The following is a 19,032-nucleotide window of genomic DNA, read 5'->3' on the forward strand; positions in this document are numbered from 1 at the left end:
CATGCAGATCGAACGGATAAAGACCGACATCCTGATCCTGGGCTCGGGCGGCGCCGGCCTGTTTGCGGCCTTGCACGCCAGGCAGGCCGATCCTTCCCTTGAAGTCATGGTGACCGTGAAGGGGCTGATGGGGAAAAGCGGCTGCACGCGCATGGTCCAGGGCGGCTACAACGTCGCGCTGTCGGCGGGCGACTCGGTCGAACGGCACTTCATGGACACAATCGCCGGCGGCAAGTGGCTGCCGCGCCAGGATCTGGCGTGGCGTCTGGTCGAGGGCGCGATCGAGCGCGTTCAAGAACTGGAAAACGAACTGGGCTGCTTCTTCGACCGCAATCCCGACGGCACGCTGCACCAGAAGGCGTTCGCCGGGCAGAGCTTTGACCGCACCGTCCATAAATCCGACCTGACCGGCATCGAGATCATCAACCGCCTGATGGAACAGGTGCGCGGCGCGGGCGCGCGCGCCATGGAAGACCATCGTGCGATCGAACTGGTGCCCGCCCGGGACGGCTCGGGCATATCGGGCGTGCTGTTCATTGATATCCGCAGCGGAAAGTACCGCTTCGTGCAAGCCAAGGCCGTGCTTCTGGCTACGGGGGCGGGCCCCACCATGTTTCTGTACCACACGCCGTCGGGCGAAAAGACCTGCGACGGCCTGGCCATGGCCTTGCGCTATGGGCTGAAGTTGCGGGATATGGAAATGGTGCAGTTCCACCCCACAGGCCTGCTCGGCGGCCCCGATACCCGCATGACGGGAACGGTGCTCGAGGAAGGCCTGCGCGGCGCGGGCGGCTACCTGCTCAACGGCGCGGGCGACCGTTTCATGCTGGATTACGACGCGCGCGGCGAACGCGCCACACGGGATGTGGTCAGCCGCGGCATCTATGCCGAGATGCGCGCCGGACGCACCAGCCCGATGGGCGGCGTGTACATCCAGATGAACCACCTGGGGCCGGAAAAAGTGCGCAAGTCCTTCCCGGGCATGGTGAACCGTTGCGCCGACTGCGGCTTTGACCTGGCCGGCGGTCTTGTCGAGGTCGTGCCGACGGCCCACTACCTGATGGGCGGCGTGGAGTTCGAGGTGGACTGCTCGACGGCCTCGCCGGGCTTGTTCGCCGCGGGCGAGGACTGCGGCGGCGTGCACGGCGCCAACCGCCTGGGGGGCAATGGCGTGGCCAATTCCACGGTTTTCGGCGGCATCGCCGGCGATTCCATGGCGGCCTATATACGGCGCGGCGATGGCGCCTGGCGCGACCCGGACGAGCGCGTCATCGATGCCGGCGTGGCGCGGGCCGAGTTTCCGTTCTCGCGCCCCGGCGGGGTACTCCTGGACCAGCGCGAGGCGCTGTCGAAAACCATGTGGAACGATGTGGGCGTGCTGCGCACACGCGCAGGCATCGAGCGCGGCCTGGAGAAGCTGGCTGCGCACAGGACGGAGCTGGCCGCCACCGGCGTGCAGGACGGGCAGCGCGGCTTCAACCTGACCTGGCATGACTGGCTGAACCTGGACAGCCTGACGACCATCTCGCGCGTCATCGCCACGGCCGCGCTGGCGCGCGAAGACAGCCGTGGCGCGCACTTTCGCGAGGATTTTCCGCAAACCAGCGATTTGAACGCCAGTTGCTACACGCAGGTCCGCGCCGGGGACGACAGCGGCGCGCTGCATCTGGAAATGATTCCGGTGTCGTTCGATATCGTGCGGCCCGGGCAATCGCTGATTGCCGATGAGGCGGGCGCCCCGCCCATGGCCACCGCTTGAACAGGAGCCGTCGATGACCATCGCCATCAATCGCATCGAAGAGGCCGCGCTCGAAATCATGACACGCGCGGCCATTGAGATTCCGGAAGACTACCGTAGCGGGATCAAGAGCATGCAGAAAACGGAAACCGGGCAATTGCCGCGCTTCGTGCTGCATGCCATGGTGGACAACTGGGAGGCGGCCGATGCCGACCGCCGCCCCATGTGCGCAGACACCGGGCTGCCCCGCTACTACGTCAAGGTGGGCAACAACGCCAGCGTGGAGACCGGCTTTGTCGGCGTGGAGCGCGCCCTGCGCGCCGCCACGGCGCAGGCGACCACCACCGTGCCGTTGCGGCCCAATCGCGTCCACCCGCTATGGCGCACCGACAACAACAACAACGTCGGCATCAACGCGCCCGAAGTCGAATGGACCTTCGAACCGGATGCCGACTGGATTGACGTCACGACGGTGCACAAGGGCGGGCTGTTCGGCACCGACTACCGCATGCTCTTTCCCGGGGACGGCATCGATGGCATCAAGCGCTTTGTCCTGGATACCCTGATCGCGTTCGGAAAGCGCGGCCTGGCCTGTCAGCCGGCGATCGTGGGCGTGGGCATCGGCGGCTCGAAAGACACCTGCATGCAGCTGGGCAAGCAGGCGGCCTGTCTGCGCACGGTAGGCGACCGCAATCCCGATCCGAAGATCGCCGAGCTGGAACTCGAACTGAAAAAACTGGGTAATTCGATCGGCATGGGCGCAATGGGATTTGTCGGCACGTCGATGGTGGTTGACTGCCACATCGAGGTCGGGCACACGCATACGGGCGGCATGCCGGTGAGCATGCATACATTTTGCCTTTCCTCGCGCCGGGCAACCGCGCGCATCCATGCAGACGGGTCCATCGAGTACCGCACCGACCCGCAATGGTTCACCCCCTACATGCGCCGGGAGACAGTCGAATGGTAGACGAACAGAATGGCCTGAAGATCTTTCACCTGAAGCTGCCGGCAACGCCTGAAGATATCGCCAAACTGGAGATTGGCGCGATCGTGTACCTGACGGGCGTGGTCTACACCGCGCGCGAAGGCGTCTACCAGAAGGTGCTGGCCGAAGGGCAGCCGCTGCCCGTGGACTTGCCAACCATCAGCAACGTCAATTTCCACTGTTCGCCGGCGGCGGCGCCTGATGCGGCCGGCGGCTACAACGTCGGCGCCGTCACCGCCACGGCCAGCTTTCGTTTTTCCAAGTGGATGGCGGACTGGTTCCGCTTGAGCGGCACCCGCATCATCATCGGCAAGGGCGGGATGCCCGCGGAAGACTACGCCAAGGTGTTCGTGCCCGCGGGCGCCATCTATCTGACGACCGTAGGCTATGGCACGGGCGCCTTGCTCGGGCGCGGAATCAAGCGCGTGCAGGATGTGTTCTGGCTGGACGAGTTGGGCATTGCCCAAGCCATGTGGATGTTCGACGTCGAAGAGTTCGGCCCGTTCATTGTCGAAAGCGACCTGCAGGGGAATTCGCTCTTTGCCCGGCATGGCGAGCAGATCAACGCAGGAATCGAAGCACTTTACGCCGGGCTCAAGCCGCCCGCGCTGCATCGCTATGGCGAGACCGATAACCGGAAGAAAGAGGTGATGTAGCCGTGCCGGCTCCATCCCAATCCGCCGACGACGAGGATATCCGCAATGACCGTTATCGATTTCAGGTTGAGGCCGCCCGTGGCGGGCTTTCTCGATACCTTGATGTACTCCGCCGGAGAACGGCGCGACGGCTTTACCCGCTCGGTCGGTTTTGAACCGTCGGCCGCCGCGCAGCGCCAGTCCATGGAGTTGTTGCTCAGTGAAATGGACGATGCCGGGGTGGAGCGGGGCGTGGTGGTCGGCCGGCTGGCCGGCACGCTGGGCAGCGTGCCGAACGCCGACGTGCTTGCCCTGGTCAACGACCACGGCGGGCGATTCATCGGCGCGGCGTCTATCGACCCGTCTTCCCGGCGGCAAGCCATCGACATGATCGACACCGCTCTTGCACAGGGGTTCAGGCTCATCAACATCGAGCCGGGCTCTTATCCGATCCCGCTGCTGGCGGACGACCGCCGGCTCTATCCCATCTATGCGCACTGCGAAGACCGCGGCGTTCCGATCATTCTCATGGTGGGCGGAACGGCCGGCCCCGACCTCAGCTATTCCGACCCCATCCGCACCGACCGCGTACTGGCCGACTTTCCCAAGCTGAACGTCGTGGTGGCGCATGGCGGCTGGCCTTGGGTCACCGAGATCCTGCATATCGCGTTTCGGCGGCCCAACCTGTACCTCTCGCCCGATATGTATTTCTCGCGCATGCCGGGATGGGAGGAGTACGTCAAGGCGGCCGATGGCTTCCTGGCGGACCGGATTCTCTATGCCAGCTCCTTTCCATTCTGCCCGGTCAGGGAATACAAGCAGTGGTTTGAAGCTCTGCCCATCCGTTCTGAAAACCTGCGCAAGATCATGGGGGGGAACGCCCGGCGCCTCCTCGGCCTGTAACGCAGGCGGTCAAGGCCGGGGCTTGACTAAAATGCAGCTTGAAACGCCAGGAGGGGACGCGGTCGCGCGTCAGCCGCAGCCTCACTACTCGAAGGACAAAGATGGATGTAAAGACGCTCTACACCCTGGTGGCGGTCGCTGACCGCGGCAGCTTCGGGGAGGCTGGCAAGGTGATAGGCCTGTCGCTCTCCGCGGTCAGCATGCAGATGGCCGCGCTGGAAGAAGAGCTGGGCATCGTCCTGTTCGACCGCAGCCGCCGTCCGCCTGTCTTGACCGCCAGCGGACTGAGCCTGATACACCGCGCGCGGGACCTCATCGCGCATTGGGAGAGCCTGAGCGAATCCCTGAAACGGGAAGCCGCCGGGGGCGTGCTCAAGCTGGGAGCCGTGCATACGTCGGTCTCGGGGCTGTTGCCATTGGCCCTTAAGCGGCTCCAGCAGCAAGGGCAGGGCATAGAGATCCGTCTCACGGTGGGTCTGACGCATGAACTGGAAATGGCGGTCTATCACCGCCAGATCGATGTGGCGCTGGTGACCGAGCCCGAGATCTGCCGGGGCGAGCTGGAATTCACGCCCTTTTTCGACGAGCCGTTCGTGGTGATCGCGCACAAATCCGCCGTCGGCGATACCGACCAGGAAATCCTGGAAAACAACCCCTATGTGCGATTCAACCGGCTTGCCCGCGTTGCCCGCATCATCAACGACGAGATCGCGCGCCGCGGCTTGCGAGTGGAATCCACAATGGAAATCGACTCGCTCGACGGCGTCGTGGCCATGGTGGCCAACGGGCTGGGCGTGTCGGTCGTGCCCGCCCGCGGCGTCACGAACGAGTTTCCCGCGTCGATCCGCAAGCTCCCCTTCGGCGATCCGCCCCTGACTCGCCGCCTTGGCATTCTGGTTCCGCGCGACAATCCGCGCACGCATTTCTCGCAGGCGCTGCTCGACGCGCTGCGCGAGGTGTCCAGCCCCGCCACGACGCGCGGGGCGTTGCCAGCCAAGCCGCGCGGCAAAGCGTCCGATTCCCGGGCACGCCGCGCGTGACGGGGCGCAATGGAATGGTTTAGGCGATGGAGCGCGTCCCAGGCGGCAAAGGCAGCGGGCCGATAGCCATCAGCTTTTCAGGACTGATGTCGCACAGCCGGTTCAAGCCCAGCATGCCCATATTGCGGTGAACTTCGCTGCTTAACAGATCGATGGCGTGCCGCACGCCGGCCTCTCCGGCAATCGCTGCCGCATAGTTGAATGGGCGGCCAATGAACACGAACGCCGCGCCCAATGCCAGGGCCTTCAGTACATCGGTGCCGCGCCGGAAGCCGCTGTCTATCATCACGGGCATGGCGCCGTTGACCGCCGCGACTATGCCGGGCAGCACGCGCAAAGGCGATACCGTGCTGTCGAGCTGGCGGCCGCCATGATTCGAGACCACGATGCCATCCGCGCCATTGTCGCGGGCCAGCAGTGCGTCCTCTGCGCACATCACGCCTTTTATGATCAGCCGGCCGCGCCATTGCTGGCGTACCTGATGGACATGCGACCACGTCAGATGGTCGCGGCCTCCGAAATCGCGGGCTACGTTGCGGGCCAGGATAGGGGCGCCCCGTTGAGCGTAATTGTTTTCAAAATGGGGCATGCCATGGCGCAGCAGCGTGCGCAATGCCGTGCCGATCAACCATCGGGGATGGGTGACGCCCTCCCAGAGCAGACTCAAGGATGGACGCAATGGTGTTGAGAACCCCGCGCGGATATTGTGCTCGCGATTTGCGAGGATTTGCGAGTCCACGGTGACGACCAGCGTCTTGAATCCGGAATCGGCGACGCGGCTTATCAGTGCCGAAATGCGCGCGGGCTCTCCGGGAAGATATGCCTGGAACCAGGTTTCCGGGCATCGCTCGGCGATCTCTTCCATCCGGATCAGAGAAGAGCCGCTCATCATCATCGGCACATTCGCCGCGCGCGCCGCACCGGCCTGCACAAGGTCGCCCCGGTACGCCGAAAGCGCGCTGATGCCCATCGGAGCAATGCCGAACGGTGCGGAATATTCGTGCCCGAACAGGCTCAATGCGGTGCTGCGTTGCGATACGTCGGTGACATTGCGCGGGATAAAGCCGATTTCGTCGAAAACACTTCGGTTCTCACGCAGAGTCGTGCCGTTTTCCACGGCGCCTGCGATGTAGCCGAATATCGGCTTTGGCAGGTGCTGGCGCGCGGCGCGCTCGAAGTCGTCCAGTGACAGAACGCGATGGAGCTTGCGGTTCACGATGCGCTGGCGGGCAGGACGTTGCGGGCGCGCAGCGAGGCGTCGATCCAGGTCTCGTCGTACGTGCCATTCGCGATCGCTGCAAACGTTGCAGCCTCGGCCGCCATCTTCTTGCGCGACGCTTCGGCCAGCGCGGGAGCGTCTTCCGGTCGCACGAACACCACGCCGTCATCGTCACCGATCACAATGTCGCCCGGATGCACAACCACCCCGCTGATCGATACGGGAATGTTGATCTCGCCGGGGCCTTCCTTGAACGGGCCGCGATGGCACACGCCGCGTGCATAACAAGGGAAATCGTCGTTGCGGTAGGCGGCGATGTCGCGAACGGCGCCATCAATGACCAGCCCGGCGAACTGGCGCTTCTGCGCCACGCGCTTCATGATTTCTCCGACCAGTCCGCGGTCGAGACAGCCGTCGCCGTCAACCACCAGCACGTCGCCGGGCCGCCCCATCTGCAGGGCCTTGTGGATCATCAGGTTGTCGCCGCTACGCACCCTTACCGTCAACGCGGGGCCGAGCAGGGACACGTTCGGGCGATGGTACGGGTGCAACCCCCAAGTGCCGGTCACCCGGTTCATGTTGTCGCTGACGATGGATGCGGGAATGTCCGCGAACAAGGCGATCAGCTTCGGATCGGTGCTGACGTGCGGAAGGATGCGGAACCCGGGCTGCATGGCGAATCTCCTGGTGCTGAGGCATGTTGAGGGCCTAACTTTAGGGACTCGTTTGGGATCAATAAAGTGATATATTGCGCTGATTATTGATCGCCAAAAGCGATGAAATGACCTTCAAACAGATAGAAGCGTTTTACTGGGCCGCCACGCTGGCCAGTTTTTCGTTGGCGGCGGAGCGGCTCCATCTGTCGCAGTCGTCTCTATCCAAACGATTGGCCGAGCTGGAAGCGCAGTTGGGCAAGCCGCTGTTCGATCGCTCCGGTCATCGCGCCAGCCTGACCACCGCGGGTCAGACGTTCCTGCCTTTGGCCCGCAAGCTGTTGTGCACCGTTGACGAGGTCAGGGAATCGATGGCCGATACGCCTCTCGTAAAAGGGGTGTGCCGCTTTGGCATGGGCGAACTCGCCGCGCTGAGCTGGTTGCCGCAGTTCGTCGCCCGCGCGCGTCAGCTCTACCCGGAACTGGTGCTGGAGCCCCGTATCGACATGGGGCGGGTGCTGGAAGAAAAGGTGGAAAGCGGCGAACTGGATTTTGCCGTTGTCGCCGGCACTTCCAGGCGTGGCGCAATCACCAGCCATGCAATACGGGACGTGAATTTTGTATGGGGCGCGGCGCCGGTGCTGGTGGGCAACCGCCGCTTGATTTCTTCCGACCTGTTCTCTCAAGTGGCGGTTATCACCATGCCCAGTGATGCCGGGTCCGCCCGCGAGTTTGACAACTGGCTGGTCAGCAACGAACTGGCGGTGGACCGCCGGCTCGAATGCAACAACCTGGCGGCCATCGCCGGCATGGTCGTCGCCGGCGTCGGCATCAGCTTCCTGCCGGAGGCATGGGTGAAGCAACTGTCGGCGCGTGGCGACGTGGTCGTCATGGAGAGCCGGCCGCCCCTGCCGCCCTTGTCATACTCGTTTCAGGCGCGGCGCGACGATATCCGGCCGCTGGTGCGCCAGATGAGGCAACTGGTCAGCGAGGTTGCCGATTTCGACCTGCCCAATCGTATGCTCTAGGCCCTGTTGTTCGCCGCGCCGGACAGCTCCGAGACCAGGCCGCCGAGTGCGCACCAGTCCAGGTCGCCTTCATCCCGATTGCACAGGATGTCCAGCAGCTGGGCCGCCATGCCCGCGACCGGCATGAAGACGCCGCCTTCGCGTCCGCTATCCAGCGCCAGCCTCAGATCCTTGCGCATCAGCGTTGCACGAAAGCCGGGCTGAAAGTTGCCCGCGATGATTCTCGGGCCATGCTTTTCCAGGGAGAAGCTTTGTGCCGCGCCGCCGAGGAGCACCTCCCGGACCTGGGCCGGATCGACCCCTTGCCGCGTGGCCAGCGCCAAGGCTTCCGCAACCCCCAGCAAGGCTGCCGAGACTGCGATCTGATTGCAGGATTTGGTGACTTGGCCCGTGCCCGAGGCGCCCATGTAGATAGCGCGTGAGGTAAAAGCCGCCAAGACGCCGGCGCAGGTCTGAAAGGCCTGGAAATCGCCGCCGACCATGCAGCTCAGTGTGCCGTCGGCGGCGCCTTGTTGCCCGCCGCTGACGGGGGCGTCAAGAAAGGCAATTCCCTGGTCACCAAGGCGCTTGGCGATGCGTCGCGTGGCGTCGGCAGAAATGGTACTGGTGTCGATCACGCAGGACCCCGCAGGCAGGGTGGAAGCCAGTCCCGCCGACCCAAAGAGCACGTCGTCGACCGCCGCGGTGTCGGGCAGGCTCAGCACCACGATACGGCTGCGCTCTCCCACCTGGGCAAGCGTGCCGGCGAATGCCCCGGCCGCGCACAGCGCCGCGGTCCGTTCAGGATGCAGGTTGTGCACGCTCAGCGGGAACCCTTTGCGCAACAGGCAGCCGGCCATGCCCAACCCCATTACGCCCAATCCGACAAAACCCACTGGCGTGGGCGCGTCCTTGATCGCGCTTGCGTGTTCGCTCATTGTTGAATCGCCTTCTTGATCGCTTCGAAGCTGTCGTTGATCTCGCGTTGGAATGCCGGCCCGTCCGCATATGAGATGCTCAGGCCGGAAGACTTCGCGTACTGCAGGAACTCCGGCGACTGCATCGCGTCGTGGAACGTCTCGAACAGCCATTGGTAGGCGTTGTCGGGTAGTCCCTTCGGCGCGAGCAGCCCCTTCATGTTGTCCACCGCTACCGGATAGCCCAGTTCGGTCATGGTGGGGACATCGGGGTAGGCCTCGACCCTTGAGTTCGAGAAGATCGCGATCGGGCGCAGCCGTCCCCCGGCCACCAGTCCCTGTACCTCTTCCGGCGCGCCGAAGGCCATGTCGATCTGGCCGCCCGCCAGCGCCGCCATTGATTCCGCAGCGCCCTTGTACGGTACGTGCAGAAGCCTGATGGCGCTGATCTTCTCCAATATCAAGGCGGTGGAGTGGAAGATTCCGCCATGTCCCGTCGAGCCGTACGATAGCTTCTCGGGCGCCGCCTTGGCCGCGGCGAGCAAGGCGCGCATGTCGGGGTAGGGGGAATCCGCGCGGACAACGAGGACGCTGGGCAGGCGGGCCACTTTGATGATGGCTCGAAAGGAACTGCGCGGGTCGTAGCTCAATTGTTGGTGATTGCCGAGCGAAGTGGTCTCGCTGCCGCCGCCCACGAATAGCGTATAGCCGTCGGGGGCTGTCTGCGCGACGGTTTGCGCAGCCACCGCGCCTGCGGCGCCGGGTTTATTCATGACTACCACTGGCACTGGCGATTTATGCCTGGCCGCTGACGCCAGATTGCGGGCAATCTGGTCGGCGGACCCCCCCGCGGCAAAGCCGACCAGGATTGTTATCGGTTTTTCCGGAACCCAGGCTGCGGGCGTCGCGGCCGCCGTACGAACCAGGGCAGGGGAAATGGCGAGGCCCAGCAATGAGCCCAGTCCTTGCAGCGTGCGCCGCCTGCCTGCAAGCCGATCATCCTGCGGTGGATTGATTCCGCCCATTTTTCTTGTCTCCTTGGTGCCGGTTTGTTCGCTTTGGTGGCGCAAGCAAGGATGCAGGCGCGTAGAGATATAGCGGCATTGTGTGGCGAATGTACGCGGGCGGAATGGCAATTCAAAGCGATAAAAAGTGGGTCGTGTGTATCGCTTTTTTAGATGGATACGGGTTTCGTCGGACGAACGCCCAATGCGGCTTCGGCACTCTGGTGAAACCGGACCCGCTGGCGTCGGCCGCCTTCGGTCAGGAGGCGCGCTCCCACCGTCCGCACTCCGCGCTGAGGATGGCGCGTGAGCCGTTTACCCGGACCTGCTCTTCATCCAGTCGCGACGCCGTGGCAGGCTCCACGTCGAAGGCGATCCCAAGCGCCTGCGCGACGCAGGCCGTTTCGATGGGAAGCTCCCAGGTCAGGAACAGTTGCGTGAGATCCAGCCCGGACGCGAAGTCGGCCTCATGAAAGCCGCTGCCGCCGCGCGGAATGACGGCGTGCGGCTGGCAGGTATCGAAGACCATGGCGGTGCCCCGGGTCAGGGGGATGCGATGGCCCGTGACGGGAAAGTGCACGTCCAGGCCCTTGTCCTCGCTGAGGAACAGGTTGCAGAACGCGGCCCCGCCGTACTGCGCGCCGTCATGGTGATACCGGGCGCCGCGGCACGCCATGAGATCGACATCGCTGGAGGCAAGCGCGTCATGCAGCCCTAGCGTATGCATCCAGGCGCGCATGGCCTGCAGGCAGAGATCGAATTCAGGCCAGCGCCCGCGCGTGCGCGCCAGGGGCATCTGCTCGACGTCTCCGGGCTCCAGGAATAATCGAGTCTTGATCTCCCGCTCCCAATCGGCCAACAGGCGGGCGGGCGGGGCTGGCACGTCCAGATGACCTGTCAGCACGACGCCGCTCACGCTGCGGCTGCGGATGGCGTCGCCGCTCCAGAAATAGGATGTGAGGCGGTCTTGGGGGGCTGGGTTCATTTCTGGTGATGGTTCCGGCTTGGACAGGGCCCGCGACACGGGAGGGATACGCCGGGCCCTGTCGGGGGGGGGCTTAGCCCCCGCGCCCCTCGTAGGCGCCTTCGCTGCCTTGCTCGTCTTCCATCGCCGCGCGGGCCCTTTCCAGCAGATATGTCTTCAAGCCGGCGAGGGCCTCGGGCGACCAGTCGCGCACGTTGGTGACCTCGACCCAGGCGTCCACATAGTGCTGAGGCGCATACACGTGGCCATAGCCCATGGGCGTGTTGGTGCCCACGGCCATGTCCAGCGCAAGCTGCAACATGGTGACCACGGGGTACCAGCGCAACTCGGGCGACACGTCCGGACCCATGGGCGGGTTCATCCAGGCGGGGCGGCGGTACAGGTCGCGGTAGTCGAAGAACGTGACGGGGTCGCTTGCGTACTGCAGGTAGATGACGCGCATCGGGCCCCATGGCGCGTCCGCGGGCACGGGCGAGCCTTGCTGGTTCATGAACCGCACGAAGGCGCCGTCGCGCAGTTCCGGCAGCCAGGCGGGTGAACCCGGGTTGCGGGCGTCGGTGATCGTGCGCCAGACCCGGCTTTCGAAGGGCGGGCCGCTCCACAGCGCGCCCTGGATGGGGTCGCCGATCATCTCGAAGAGCTCGGCCGATCCGGCGGAGTTCATCGCGCCCAGGCTCAGACCGTGCAGGTACAGCCTGGGCCGCTTGTCCTTGGGCAGGGCGGTCCAGTATTCGTAGACCGCCAGGAAAAGGGCGCGCGCCGCCTCCGCGCCATATTCCGGCTGGGCCAGCAGCGACAGCGGGCTGGACAGATAGGAATACTGCATCGCCACGCTGGCGACGTCGCCATGTTGCAGGTATTCCAGCGAATCCATGGCCGCGGGGTCTATCCAGCCCGTGCCCGTGGGGGTGACCACCACGAGGACGGAGCGCTCGAAGGCGCCCACGCGCTTCATCTCTTCCAGCGCCAGCCGGGCCCGGGCCTGGGGCGTGGCAGCCCCGCGCAGGCCGACGTACACCCTGATGGGCTCCATGGCCTCGCGCCCCGATTGCGCCTTGATCTCGCTGGCGTTGGGCCCTGCGGCGATGAACTCCCGGCCCGCCCGGCCGAGTTCATTCCATTGGATGAGGGATTGGGGGCCGCCCGTCTTCAGCGCGGCGGTGGGCTGCGGGCGCTCGGGCTCGAGCAGCGCGTCGAATTCTCGGAACGAGGCGTCCAGCACGTGCAGCGCCCCGCGGAAGAATACGTCGGTGGCCAGCAGCCAGAAGATCAGGATCGCGATCACCGCGCCCGTCACGTTGGCCACGCGCCGGGGCACCACGCGGCGCACCTGCGCGGCAAGGAACCGTGCGACCAGCTTGAACAGCCGGGCCAGCGCCAGCAGCGCGGCGAACGTCAGCAGGGCGATCGCGCTGACCTTGAAGGGGTGCGCGCTGGTCACGGGCTCCATCTCCATCAAGGCCCGGATCGTGTTTTGCCATTCCGCCGTGCGCCACAGGAACAGGACCGCCACGGACAGGCAGAGCACGCCGATGATGGCGTTGATGATCCGTCCCGCGCGCGCCCTGGGTTCCGGCAGTTCCATGTAGGCCCACAGCCAGTGCCACAGCACGCCCAAGCCATAGCCCGCCGCAAAACAGGTCCCGGCGAGAACGCCCTGGGTGATATGGGTGCGGGGAATGAGTGTAGGCGTGAGCGCTGCGGCGAAGAACAGCGTGCCGAGCATGAGGCCAACGCCGGAGAGGGACTCCAGGTGCGACCGGAAAAATGAAGGCAGGTGTCGATGCAGGGTTTGCGGCACTGGGGACATCCTCATCCGGAGGGGGTGGTGTGGATTCTCGCATGTTGACGCGGGGATGCGCGTTCCTTCAGTCGCGGTCAGGCGCTCCCAGGGGAAAGAGCGGCCGGAAAGGCCGGGCTTCCTCCACTGCCCGGGCGAAGGACGGGCGCGCCAGCAAGCGTGCGCGATAGGCCCGCAACTGGGGGAAGGCCTCGGAAATCCGGTGCGTCCAGTCCGCGTAGAACAGCGAGGGGGCGGCCGCGCAGTCCGCCAGGGTGAAGTCCGCGCCCGCGGCCCAGGTCCTGCCGGCAAGCTGCCCTTCGAGCCAGGCGTAGGCGAGTTCCAGTTTCTCCACGGCAAGCGCCAGTCCTTCCTTGCGTTTGGCGGGGTCGCCCGATAGCGCGCCGTTCACCGCGTGCTGTATCCAGTTCATGACATGCAGGTCGAAGAACCGGTCGAGAAAGCGGACGTCCAGCGCGGCCATCGGATCGGCGGGCAGAAGGCGTACCGGCCCGGGGTGCGCAAGTTGCAGGTATTCGACGATGATGCTGGTTTCGGCGACGTCGCGCGCGTCGTCCACCAGCAGCGGGAACTTGTGTAGCGGCCAACGACGCAGCCATTCCGTCGCATGCTGCGGCGTATCCGGCCCGATGCACCGGAACTCGAACGGCGTGCCGTTTTCATAAAGCGCGATCAGGACCTTCTGGGTGTACGAAGAAAAGGGATGACCGTATAGCGCGAGCGACATTGCGGAGCCTCCTGATTCAGGCCGACAGATTAATCGGTCTGGGTATGTTTCACCAGACGGACGCAGGTCTTTCCCGCCGTGCCGTGCCCGCATGAAAGGGATAAAGTGCAAGGCAGGCCAGCGGCACTGTGGCTGCGGGCGCATAGCAAAAGGTGGAGACGAGATGGACACGGTAAGCAAGCAAGGCGCCAGCGTGCGCGAACAAGTCAGCGCAACGGAATGGCAGGTCCGCACGGACCTGGCGGCGCTGTATCGGCTGGTGGCGCTGTTTGGCTGGGACGATCTGATCTTCACGCACATCACGGCCAAGGTGCCGGGCACCGAGCATTTCCTGATCAATCCCTACGGCATGATGTTCGACGAAATCACGGCATCCAGCCTGGTCAAGATCGATCTGGCCGGAAACAAGGTGATGGAGTCGGAGTACGACATCAATCCGGCTGGCTTCACCATTCATAGCTGTATCCACGCCGCCCGCAAGGACGCGATGTGCGTGCTGCACACGCACTCCATCAATGGGGTGGCGGTGTCGGCGCAGAAGGCGGGCCTGTTGCCGCTGTCGCAGTTTGCGTTCATTGCGCTGCGCTCGCTCAGCTATCACGACTACGAAGGCCTGGCGCTCAATCCCGAAGAACAGCCGCGGCTGGTGCGGGACCTGGGCAGCAACAATTACCTGATCCTGCGCAACCATGGTCTGCTGACCGTGGGCCAGACCATGGCCGAGGCATTCCAGGCCATGCACAGGCTCGAAGCGGCCTGCATGGTGCAGGTGCGGGCGCAGGCGGGAGGGGAACTGACCTACATCCCGCCCGAGATCCTGGAGCGCGCCGCGGTGGAGTCGCCAGCCGACCGGGCGCACAAGGCCGCGCTGGCCTGGCCGGGACTGCTGCGTCGGCTGGACCGCCGCAACCCAGGTTACGCGGACTAGGGTTAACAGGCCCTGGACAGGCACAGGCCCGGCAGGGCCGGGCAGGCGGCCACGCAAAAAAATGCGCGCCAGCCACTCCTGGCGTGGAACCATGGCGCCCTCGCAGGTTACTCACATGGCGGAGTTCCCCCTTATTCCGCACTGAAGGAGCCTGCGTATGTTCACGTCCGAAAGGTTTGCCGAGTTGCTCGATGAGTTCGCGGCGGTGATCGGGCAGGCCGAAATGCCCACCGATGAGCGCGGGATCTGCAGCTTTCTGGTCGACGGGGCCGTGCCTGTGAACATAGGCCAGGACCCCGGCAGGGACGGGCTGGTCATTTTTGCGCCCCTGGGCGCGCCGCCCGCGGAACACCGGGGCACCTGGCAGGTTCGCATGCTGAGGGCCAACGGGGCGGGTGGCGGCGCTTACATGTTCGGCATGGCGCCTGCGTCGGATACGGCAGTCATCTCGTCGCACAGGCCGCTGGCGGCCCTGAGCGGGGCCGCGCTGGCAAGCTGGGTCGGAGAGTTCGTCGAAGTGGCCAGGCATTGGATCGACGCCTTCGCCAAGGGGGCGGAGCCCGACGCGGTCAGTACGGCGTCCGCGGATTCCTGGTTGCAGGTCTAGGAGGCGGACATGACCATCGGACTCGGTTCCTTCGCCAGCTTTGCTCGCGCCAATCCCGACGCGGACCGTGTCGTCGTCGACGGCGGCCAACTCAAGAATGACAGCCAGAACACCCTGGGCGGGCTGATTACCTGGATGTTCAGCGGATTCATCACGCAGTCCGCGGCGGGAAAGGTGGTGCAAGACAACCGTGACGCCGTCAATGCGTTCCAGGGTGCGCTGGGCGCGCACTACGGGGGTGCCGGCAGCGGCGCGGGCGCCAGCCTGAATCCAGCGGAGCCGCTGACCGCCAGCCGGATCACGAACCTCATCAGCGACGCCGGCCGTGATGCCCGGATGGCGGCCCGCGACGCAGCGCAATCTCCTCCCGTCGCGGCCGTATCTGAAGAGACGCTCAATGCCGTGATGGACGCCGTGAAATTGCCCGAGGGGCCGCATGGCAAGCTCCTGGCTCGTGAACTGCGGCAAACACTTGGCGGTCTCCACAACCTGGTGGCGAAATTCGATGCAACGCCCGGTGCCGCGTTGCTGCCCGACCTGGGACGCCAGCTTGGCGCGCGGCTGGAAGAGTGCGTGTCCCGCGCGCTGATCAGTTACAAGCTGCAGGGGGTGGAGCAGGGCCGGGACGATCCCTTGAAAGGGGTGTCGGTCCAGCCGGTCCTGAATTGTCTCGTCAATGGCTTGGACGATCTGTGCGCAGTCGTGCCGGGATTGCGCACCCAGCTGGACGCCGAGAAGACTGCCTTCACTCGCAACGTGACGACGCTGCTGAGCCGGCTGGGCGGGGATCTGGGCCGCGTTTCCGGAGTTTTTTTCGGCGGCGCGAATGTCTCCGCCGGCCTGCAGGGTCTGACCATCACCAGCAGCGATCCCCACAAAGGCGGGAACCGTGTGGTCATTCTCGATTTTGGCAATGATCAGAAAGTCGTATACAAGCCGCGCGACGTCAGGATCGACGAGGCATTGTCCGGCGCCGGCCTGGCCAACGGCCGCCCCAGCATGATGGAGATCGCCGGGGCCACGGAGCTGACTTACAAGTTTCTTCCGCTGCAGGATGGCGCGCACGAGCCGCTGCCCGGTCACGACCAGTGGCCGGCCGACGCGAACGAGAGCGGACATTACGGCTATGTGGAGTTTCTGCCCAACGGCAGCCCGGACCAGTTCCTGGCAAATGGCGCCGAGGCCAAGGATTATTACGAACTGTTGGGACGCGGCGCCGCCGCGATGATGCTGGCCGGCGCGGCGGACTTGCACCACGAGAACATCATGGTGAGCGGACGGAAACCCTATTTCAGCGATCTGGAATTCGCGCTGACGCCGTCCATCCACGGCAAGCTGGCCGACTTGATGGGGCAAACCGACAGCGCTGAGCTGGGAGTGAAGTTCGGGGAACTGATGGACGCCATGGGCATGACCATGGGGGTGACGAAGGGCGTGGATTCAAATGGCCTGAAGCCGGGATACTACATCGATGCGGACGGAATTTTCCAGCAGCTTCGCCGGCAGGATGATGTGACCGAGAGCCTGCTGGTGGTCCAGGAGAACGGTCAATTGCTGGATACGCATGGCGCGCTCGCTCCGCCCCAACGGACTCGCATGACGGAAGAAGGAGAGCAGAAGTACCGGGAGACGCTCAACCTTCGATATTCCGGAGATTTCGCCCGGGGAGTGAAGGAAGGGCTGATTTCATCAGCGAACCGCCTGGCCGACTACGGCGAATTCCTCGATGACGCCGCGAAGCTGCATGTGCGTGTGCACCCGATCAATACGACCAATCAACGCTCTCTTTTGTCGGAATTCTTCGACGCTTCCTACCACGCGAAGACGACGGAGGAGGTGCAAACCGCGGCACTGGGAACGGATTTGCGCGGGGGAATAAAGCTCAATCTGCAGTCTGCGACCACTGCACATGTGTCCGGCCTGGACCAGAAAGGAAGCGACCAGCGCGACGGCGTCATGATGGACCTGATGCTCGCGGCGTACCGCGACCACGACGTGCCGTATTTCAGCAGGCGCATGGACGACACCCGCTTGTTCTTCAATGGCGACACCCCGGTCTCCTGGGGAGCGGACAAAACGCAAAACGCATACTTCGAGCTGTCGGACGCGGAGCGCGCAGCGGTGCAGAAACAGCTAGGGGAACTGAATCCGAAGGACATTGACTCGCTGGGCGCACGGCTGGGCGTAGCGGCAAAGGCGTGGCTTGCCGCCCAGGCGCCCAAGGACGGCAGCCTGCTGGGCCTTATGGTGGCCGAACCGAAGACCGTGCAATTGCTTCAGGGACTGGGCGCACAAGAGTCCGATTTTGTTCAAATGGACGAGCCATTTTGAGTGGACCGCACAGCCGCTTGCCGGCGGCTGGCGGTGGTCGCAGGGTTTATGGCTTGGATCGCGGCGAGGCCTGCAGGAATTCGGCGCAATCCGGCAGCGGCGACGCCGGCTCATAGACCGAGCCCTGGGCTTGCCACTTGTAGGTGACCGTGTAGCTGCACTGCTTGTCTGCCTGGGGCGTCAGCTGGTCCTTGGTCAACGCGGGCATCGCGCTGGAGTCGGCATGGCGGCTGACCCCGGCGGGAGAGCGCGTCGCTTTGGTCGTGACCTGCAGGTCCGGATATTCCTTGCCCGGCAAGGCCTTCAGCGCTGCCTTGAAGCTGTAGACGTCGCTGCATTGGCCGGCGCGTTTTTTCTGGTCGGAGTCGTTGAAGCAGGCCCGGATCGACGCGTCGGCGGTGTACGGCATGACGAACACCAGATTGCCGCTGGTCGGCTCGCCCAGGCTGACATCGTATAGATACAGGTCCCTGCGCGTGAAGCCTCCGCCCGAGAACGAGGTCTCCGCCTTGAAGTCGGGCTGCTCTGGGCCGATCACGCCGACCAGCGCGCGTTCCTCGCTCAAGCGGATGAGTTCAGGCCATACCGAAAATTGCTTGAAATCCGGAATTTCGGGCGAGTCCCAGAACGCTCTATCGGTGCGCAGCGTGCGGCTGGTCGCGAACGGGCCGTTCGTCTCGAAGGTGCCGTCCGTCTTGATGCCGACGCACCAGTCGGTCTGGGCGTTGCAGAACAGCTTGTTGTCCGCATTGAGCTTCAATGGCTCCGTCACGGGTTGCGCGAGTGCCGCGACGGGCAGGACAGCGGAGAGCAGCAAGGCGGACACTTTCGTCACAGTTATTCCTTTATCGGCGAGGCGGGCGGCGAATGGTCGCCGCTTTCATGTATTCATGGCCGGATCGCATTTTGGCGGCTGCGGCCGCTCCGCGCCACGGAACATGGTGTCAAACCATGAAAAAACGTTTCGGTTTATCCGACCCGCTCCCGTTTCCTCGATCCGCCAAGCAGGCGGGCGCCGACCGCCTGCCGGCACGGCGTTGCGCGTCAGTCGGGAATGTCGGCCTCGACCAGTCTTGCCAGCTGCAGCAGCGATTCCTGCCAGCCCAGATAGCACATCTCCACGGGGATGACCTCGGGCACGCCCTCTTGCACGATCACCAGTTCGGTGCCGCAGGAGACCTGCCGCAGGGAAATGGTGGTCGTCATCTGGCCAGGCAGATTGGGATCGTCGAAGCTGTCCGTGTAGCGGATTTTCTCGGAAGGCACGAGTTCCAGGTATTCGCCGCCAAAATGCTCGTCGTGGCCGGTGCCGAAATTGCGGAAGGACATTCTGTGGTTGCCGCCGACCTTGGCGTCCAACTGGTGAACCTGGCAGGTGTATCCATAGGGGGGAAGCCACTTGGCGATGGCGTCTGCTTCAAGGAAGGCGCGATAGACGCGCTCGGGGGGCGCGCGCAGGACGCGGTAGTGTCGAACGGTTCCGGTGGTCATGGTGTGTCCGCCTTTCTATAAGGGTGGGTGTATGACTACGACGAACGGGCGACCGCGG

General features: G+C 64.5%; 18 protein-coding genes. 9 read left to right on the forward strand and 9 right to left on the reverse strand.

The window, feature by feature from the left end; genetic code table 11:
• The first annotated feature begins 1 nt into the window (after position 1).
• The 5 genes from HLG70_RS26865 to HLG70_RS26885 all read left to right on the forward strand — a co-directional run bounded on the left by HLG70_RS26865 (position 2) and on the right by HLG70_RS26885 (position 5,304).
• Positions 2-1,759, forward strand: coding sequence for an L-aspartate oxidase (locus tag HLG70_RS26865; protein ID WP_171665004.1), 1,758 nt, complete (start codon positions 2-4; stop codon positions 1,757-1,759).
• Positions 1,760-1,772: 13 nt separating this feature from the next.
• A complete protein-coding gene (locus HLG70_RS26870; protein WP_171665005.1) occupies positions 1,773-2,708 on the forward strand; it encodes a fumarate hydratase in 936 nt (311 codons plus the stop codon).
• Positions 2,702-3,382 carry a fumarate hydratase C-terminal domain-containing protein gene (locus HLG70_RS26875; RefSeq protein ID WP_171665006.1) on the forward strand — a complete coding sequence of 227 codons (681 nt, stop codon included), beginning with the start codon at positions 2,702-2,704 and terminating at the stop codon, positions 3,380-3,382. The genes HLG70_RS26870 and HLG70_RS26875 overlap by 7 nt, the downstream gene beginning before the upstream one ends.
• Positions 3,383-3,427: 45 nt before the next feature.
• Complete coding sequence (locus HLG70_RS26880; RefSeq protein WP_171665007.1) at positions 3,428-4,264, forward strand: amidohydrolase family protein; 837 nt, start codon at positions 3,428-3,430, stop codon at positions 4,262-4,264.
• A 101-nt stretch (positions 4,265-4,365) separates the two neighbouring features.
• The gene (locus tag HLG70_RS26885) at positions 4,366-5,304 is read left to right on the forward strand and encodes a LysR family transcriptional regulator (protein ID WP_171665008.1); all 939 of its coding nucleotides are present in this window, start codon (positions 4,366-4,368) and stop codon (positions 5,302-5,304) included.
• Between the two features lie 19 nt (positions 5,305-5,323).
• On the opposite strand, the gene HLG70_RS26890 is transcribed toward HLG70_RS26885, so the two are convergent.
• Together HLG70_RS26890 and HLG70_RS26895 are read right to left on the reverse strand one after the other, a co-directional pair.
• Complete coding sequence (locus HLG70_RS26890; protein WP_234103252.1) at positions 5,324-6,520, reverse strand: alpha-hydroxy acid oxidase; 1,197 nt, start codon at positions 6,518-6,520, stop codon at positions 5,324-5,326.
• Complete coding sequence (locus HLG70_RS26895; protein WP_171665009.1) at positions 6,517-7,197, reverse strand: RraA family protein; 681 nt, start codon at positions 7,195-7,197, stop codon at positions 6,517-6,519. The genes HLG70_RS26890 and HLG70_RS26895 overlap by 4 nt, the downstream gene beginning before the upstream one ends.
• A gap of 107 nt (positions 7,198-7,304) precedes the next feature.
• Here HLG70_RS26895 and HLG70_RS26900 point away from each other — a divergent pair, with 107 nt between their 5' ends.
• Positions 7,305-8,204 (forward strand): LysR family transcriptional regulator, encoded by a 900-nt coding sequence (locus HLG70_RS26900; protein ID WP_171665010.1) that lies wholly within the window; start codon positions 7,305-7,307, stop codon positions 8,202-8,204.
• On the opposite strand, the gene HLG70_RS26905 is transcribed toward HLG70_RS26900, so the two are convergent.
• The 5 genes from HLG70_RS26905 to HLG70_RS26925 all read right to left on the reverse strand — a co-directional run bounded on the left by HLG70_RS26905 (position 8,201) and on the right by HLG70_RS26925 (position 13,617).
• Entirely contained in the window at positions 8,201-9,121 is a 921-nt protein-coding gene (locus HLG70_RS26905; RefSeq protein WP_171665011.1) for an NAD(P)-dependent oxidoreductase, read from the reverse strand. The two genes, HLG70_RS26900 and HLG70_RS26905, sit on opposite strands and share 4 nt — an antisense overlap.
• Positions 9,118-10,125 (reverse strand): Bug family tripartite tricarboxylate transporter substrate binding protein, encoded by a 1,008-nt coding sequence (locus HLG70_RS26910; RefSeq protein ID WP_171665012.1) that lies wholly within the window; start codon positions 10,123-10,125, stop codon positions 9,118-9,120. Before HLG70_RS26910 ends, HLG70_RS26905 begins: the two co-directional genes overlap by 4 nt.
• A gap of 238 nt (positions 10,126-10,363) precedes the next feature.
• Positions 10,364-11,089: a hypothetical protein gene (locus HLG70_RS26915; protein WP_171665013.1), complete on the reverse strand. Its 726-nt coding sequence runs from the start codon at positions 11,087-11,089 to the stop codon at positions 10,364-10,366.
• A gap of 73 nt (positions 11,090-11,162) precedes the next feature.
• Positions 11,163-12,815, reverse strand: a complete 1,653-nt coding sequence (locus tag HLG70_RS26920) for an alpha/beta hydrolase (RefSeq protein WP_234103254.1) — start codon at positions 12,813-12,815, stop codon at positions 11,163-11,165.
• 142 nt (positions 12,816-12,957) lie between these two features.
• A complete protein-coding gene (locus HLG70_RS26925) occupies positions 12,958-13,617 on the reverse strand; it encodes a glutathione S-transferase family protein (RefSeq protein ID WP_171665015.1) in 660 nt (219 codons plus the stop codon).
• Between the two features lie 163 nt (positions 13,618-13,780).
• On the opposite strand from HLG70_RS26925, the gene HLG70_RS26930 reads away from it, so the two are divergent.
• The 3 genes from HLG70_RS26930 to HLG70_RS26940 all read left to right on the forward strand — a co-directional run bounded on the left by HLG70_RS26930 (position 13,781) and on the right by HLG70_RS26940 (position 17,483).
• Entirely contained in the window at positions 13,781-14,545 is a 765-nt protein-coding gene (locus tag HLG70_RS26930; protein ID WP_171665016.1) for a class II aldolase/adducin family protein, read from the forward strand.
• 157 nt (positions 14,546-14,702) lie between these two features.
• A complete protein-coding gene (locus HLG70_RS26935; protein WP_171665017.1) occupies positions 14,703-15,152 on the forward strand; it encodes a type III secretion system chaperone in 450 nt (149 codons plus the stop codon).
• Between the two features lie 9 nt (positions 15,153-15,161).
• Positions 15,162-17,483 carry a DUF4135 domain-containing protein gene (locus tag HLG70_RS26940; RefSeq protein WP_171665018.1) on the forward strand — a complete coding sequence of 774 codons (2,322 nt, stop codon included), beginning with the start codon at positions 15,162-15,164 and terminating at the stop codon, positions 17,481-17,483.
• A gap of 46 nt (positions 17,484-17,529) precedes the next feature.
• Here the strand turns inward: HLG70_RS26940 and HLG70_RS26945 are convergent, their stop codons facing one another.
• On the reverse strand, positions 17,530-18,318 hold the full coding sequence (locus HLG70_RS26945) for a hypothetical protein (protein ID WP_171665019.1): 789 nt from the start codon (positions 18,316-18,318) through the stop codon (positions 17,530-17,532).
• Positions 18,319-18,527: 209 nt separating this feature from the next.
• A complete protein-coding gene (locus tag HLG70_RS26950) occupies positions 18,528-18,974 on the reverse strand; it encodes an SRPBCC family protein (RefSeq protein ID WP_171665020.1) in 447 nt (148 codons plus the stop codon).
• Positions 18,975-19,032: the final 58 nt, after the last annotated feature.

The organism is Achromobacter deleyi (genome assembly GCF_013116765.2).
Classification (GTDB): Bacteria; Pseudomonadota; Gammaproteobacteria; order Burkholderiales; family Burkholderiaceae_B; genus Achromobacter; species Achromobacter deleyi_A.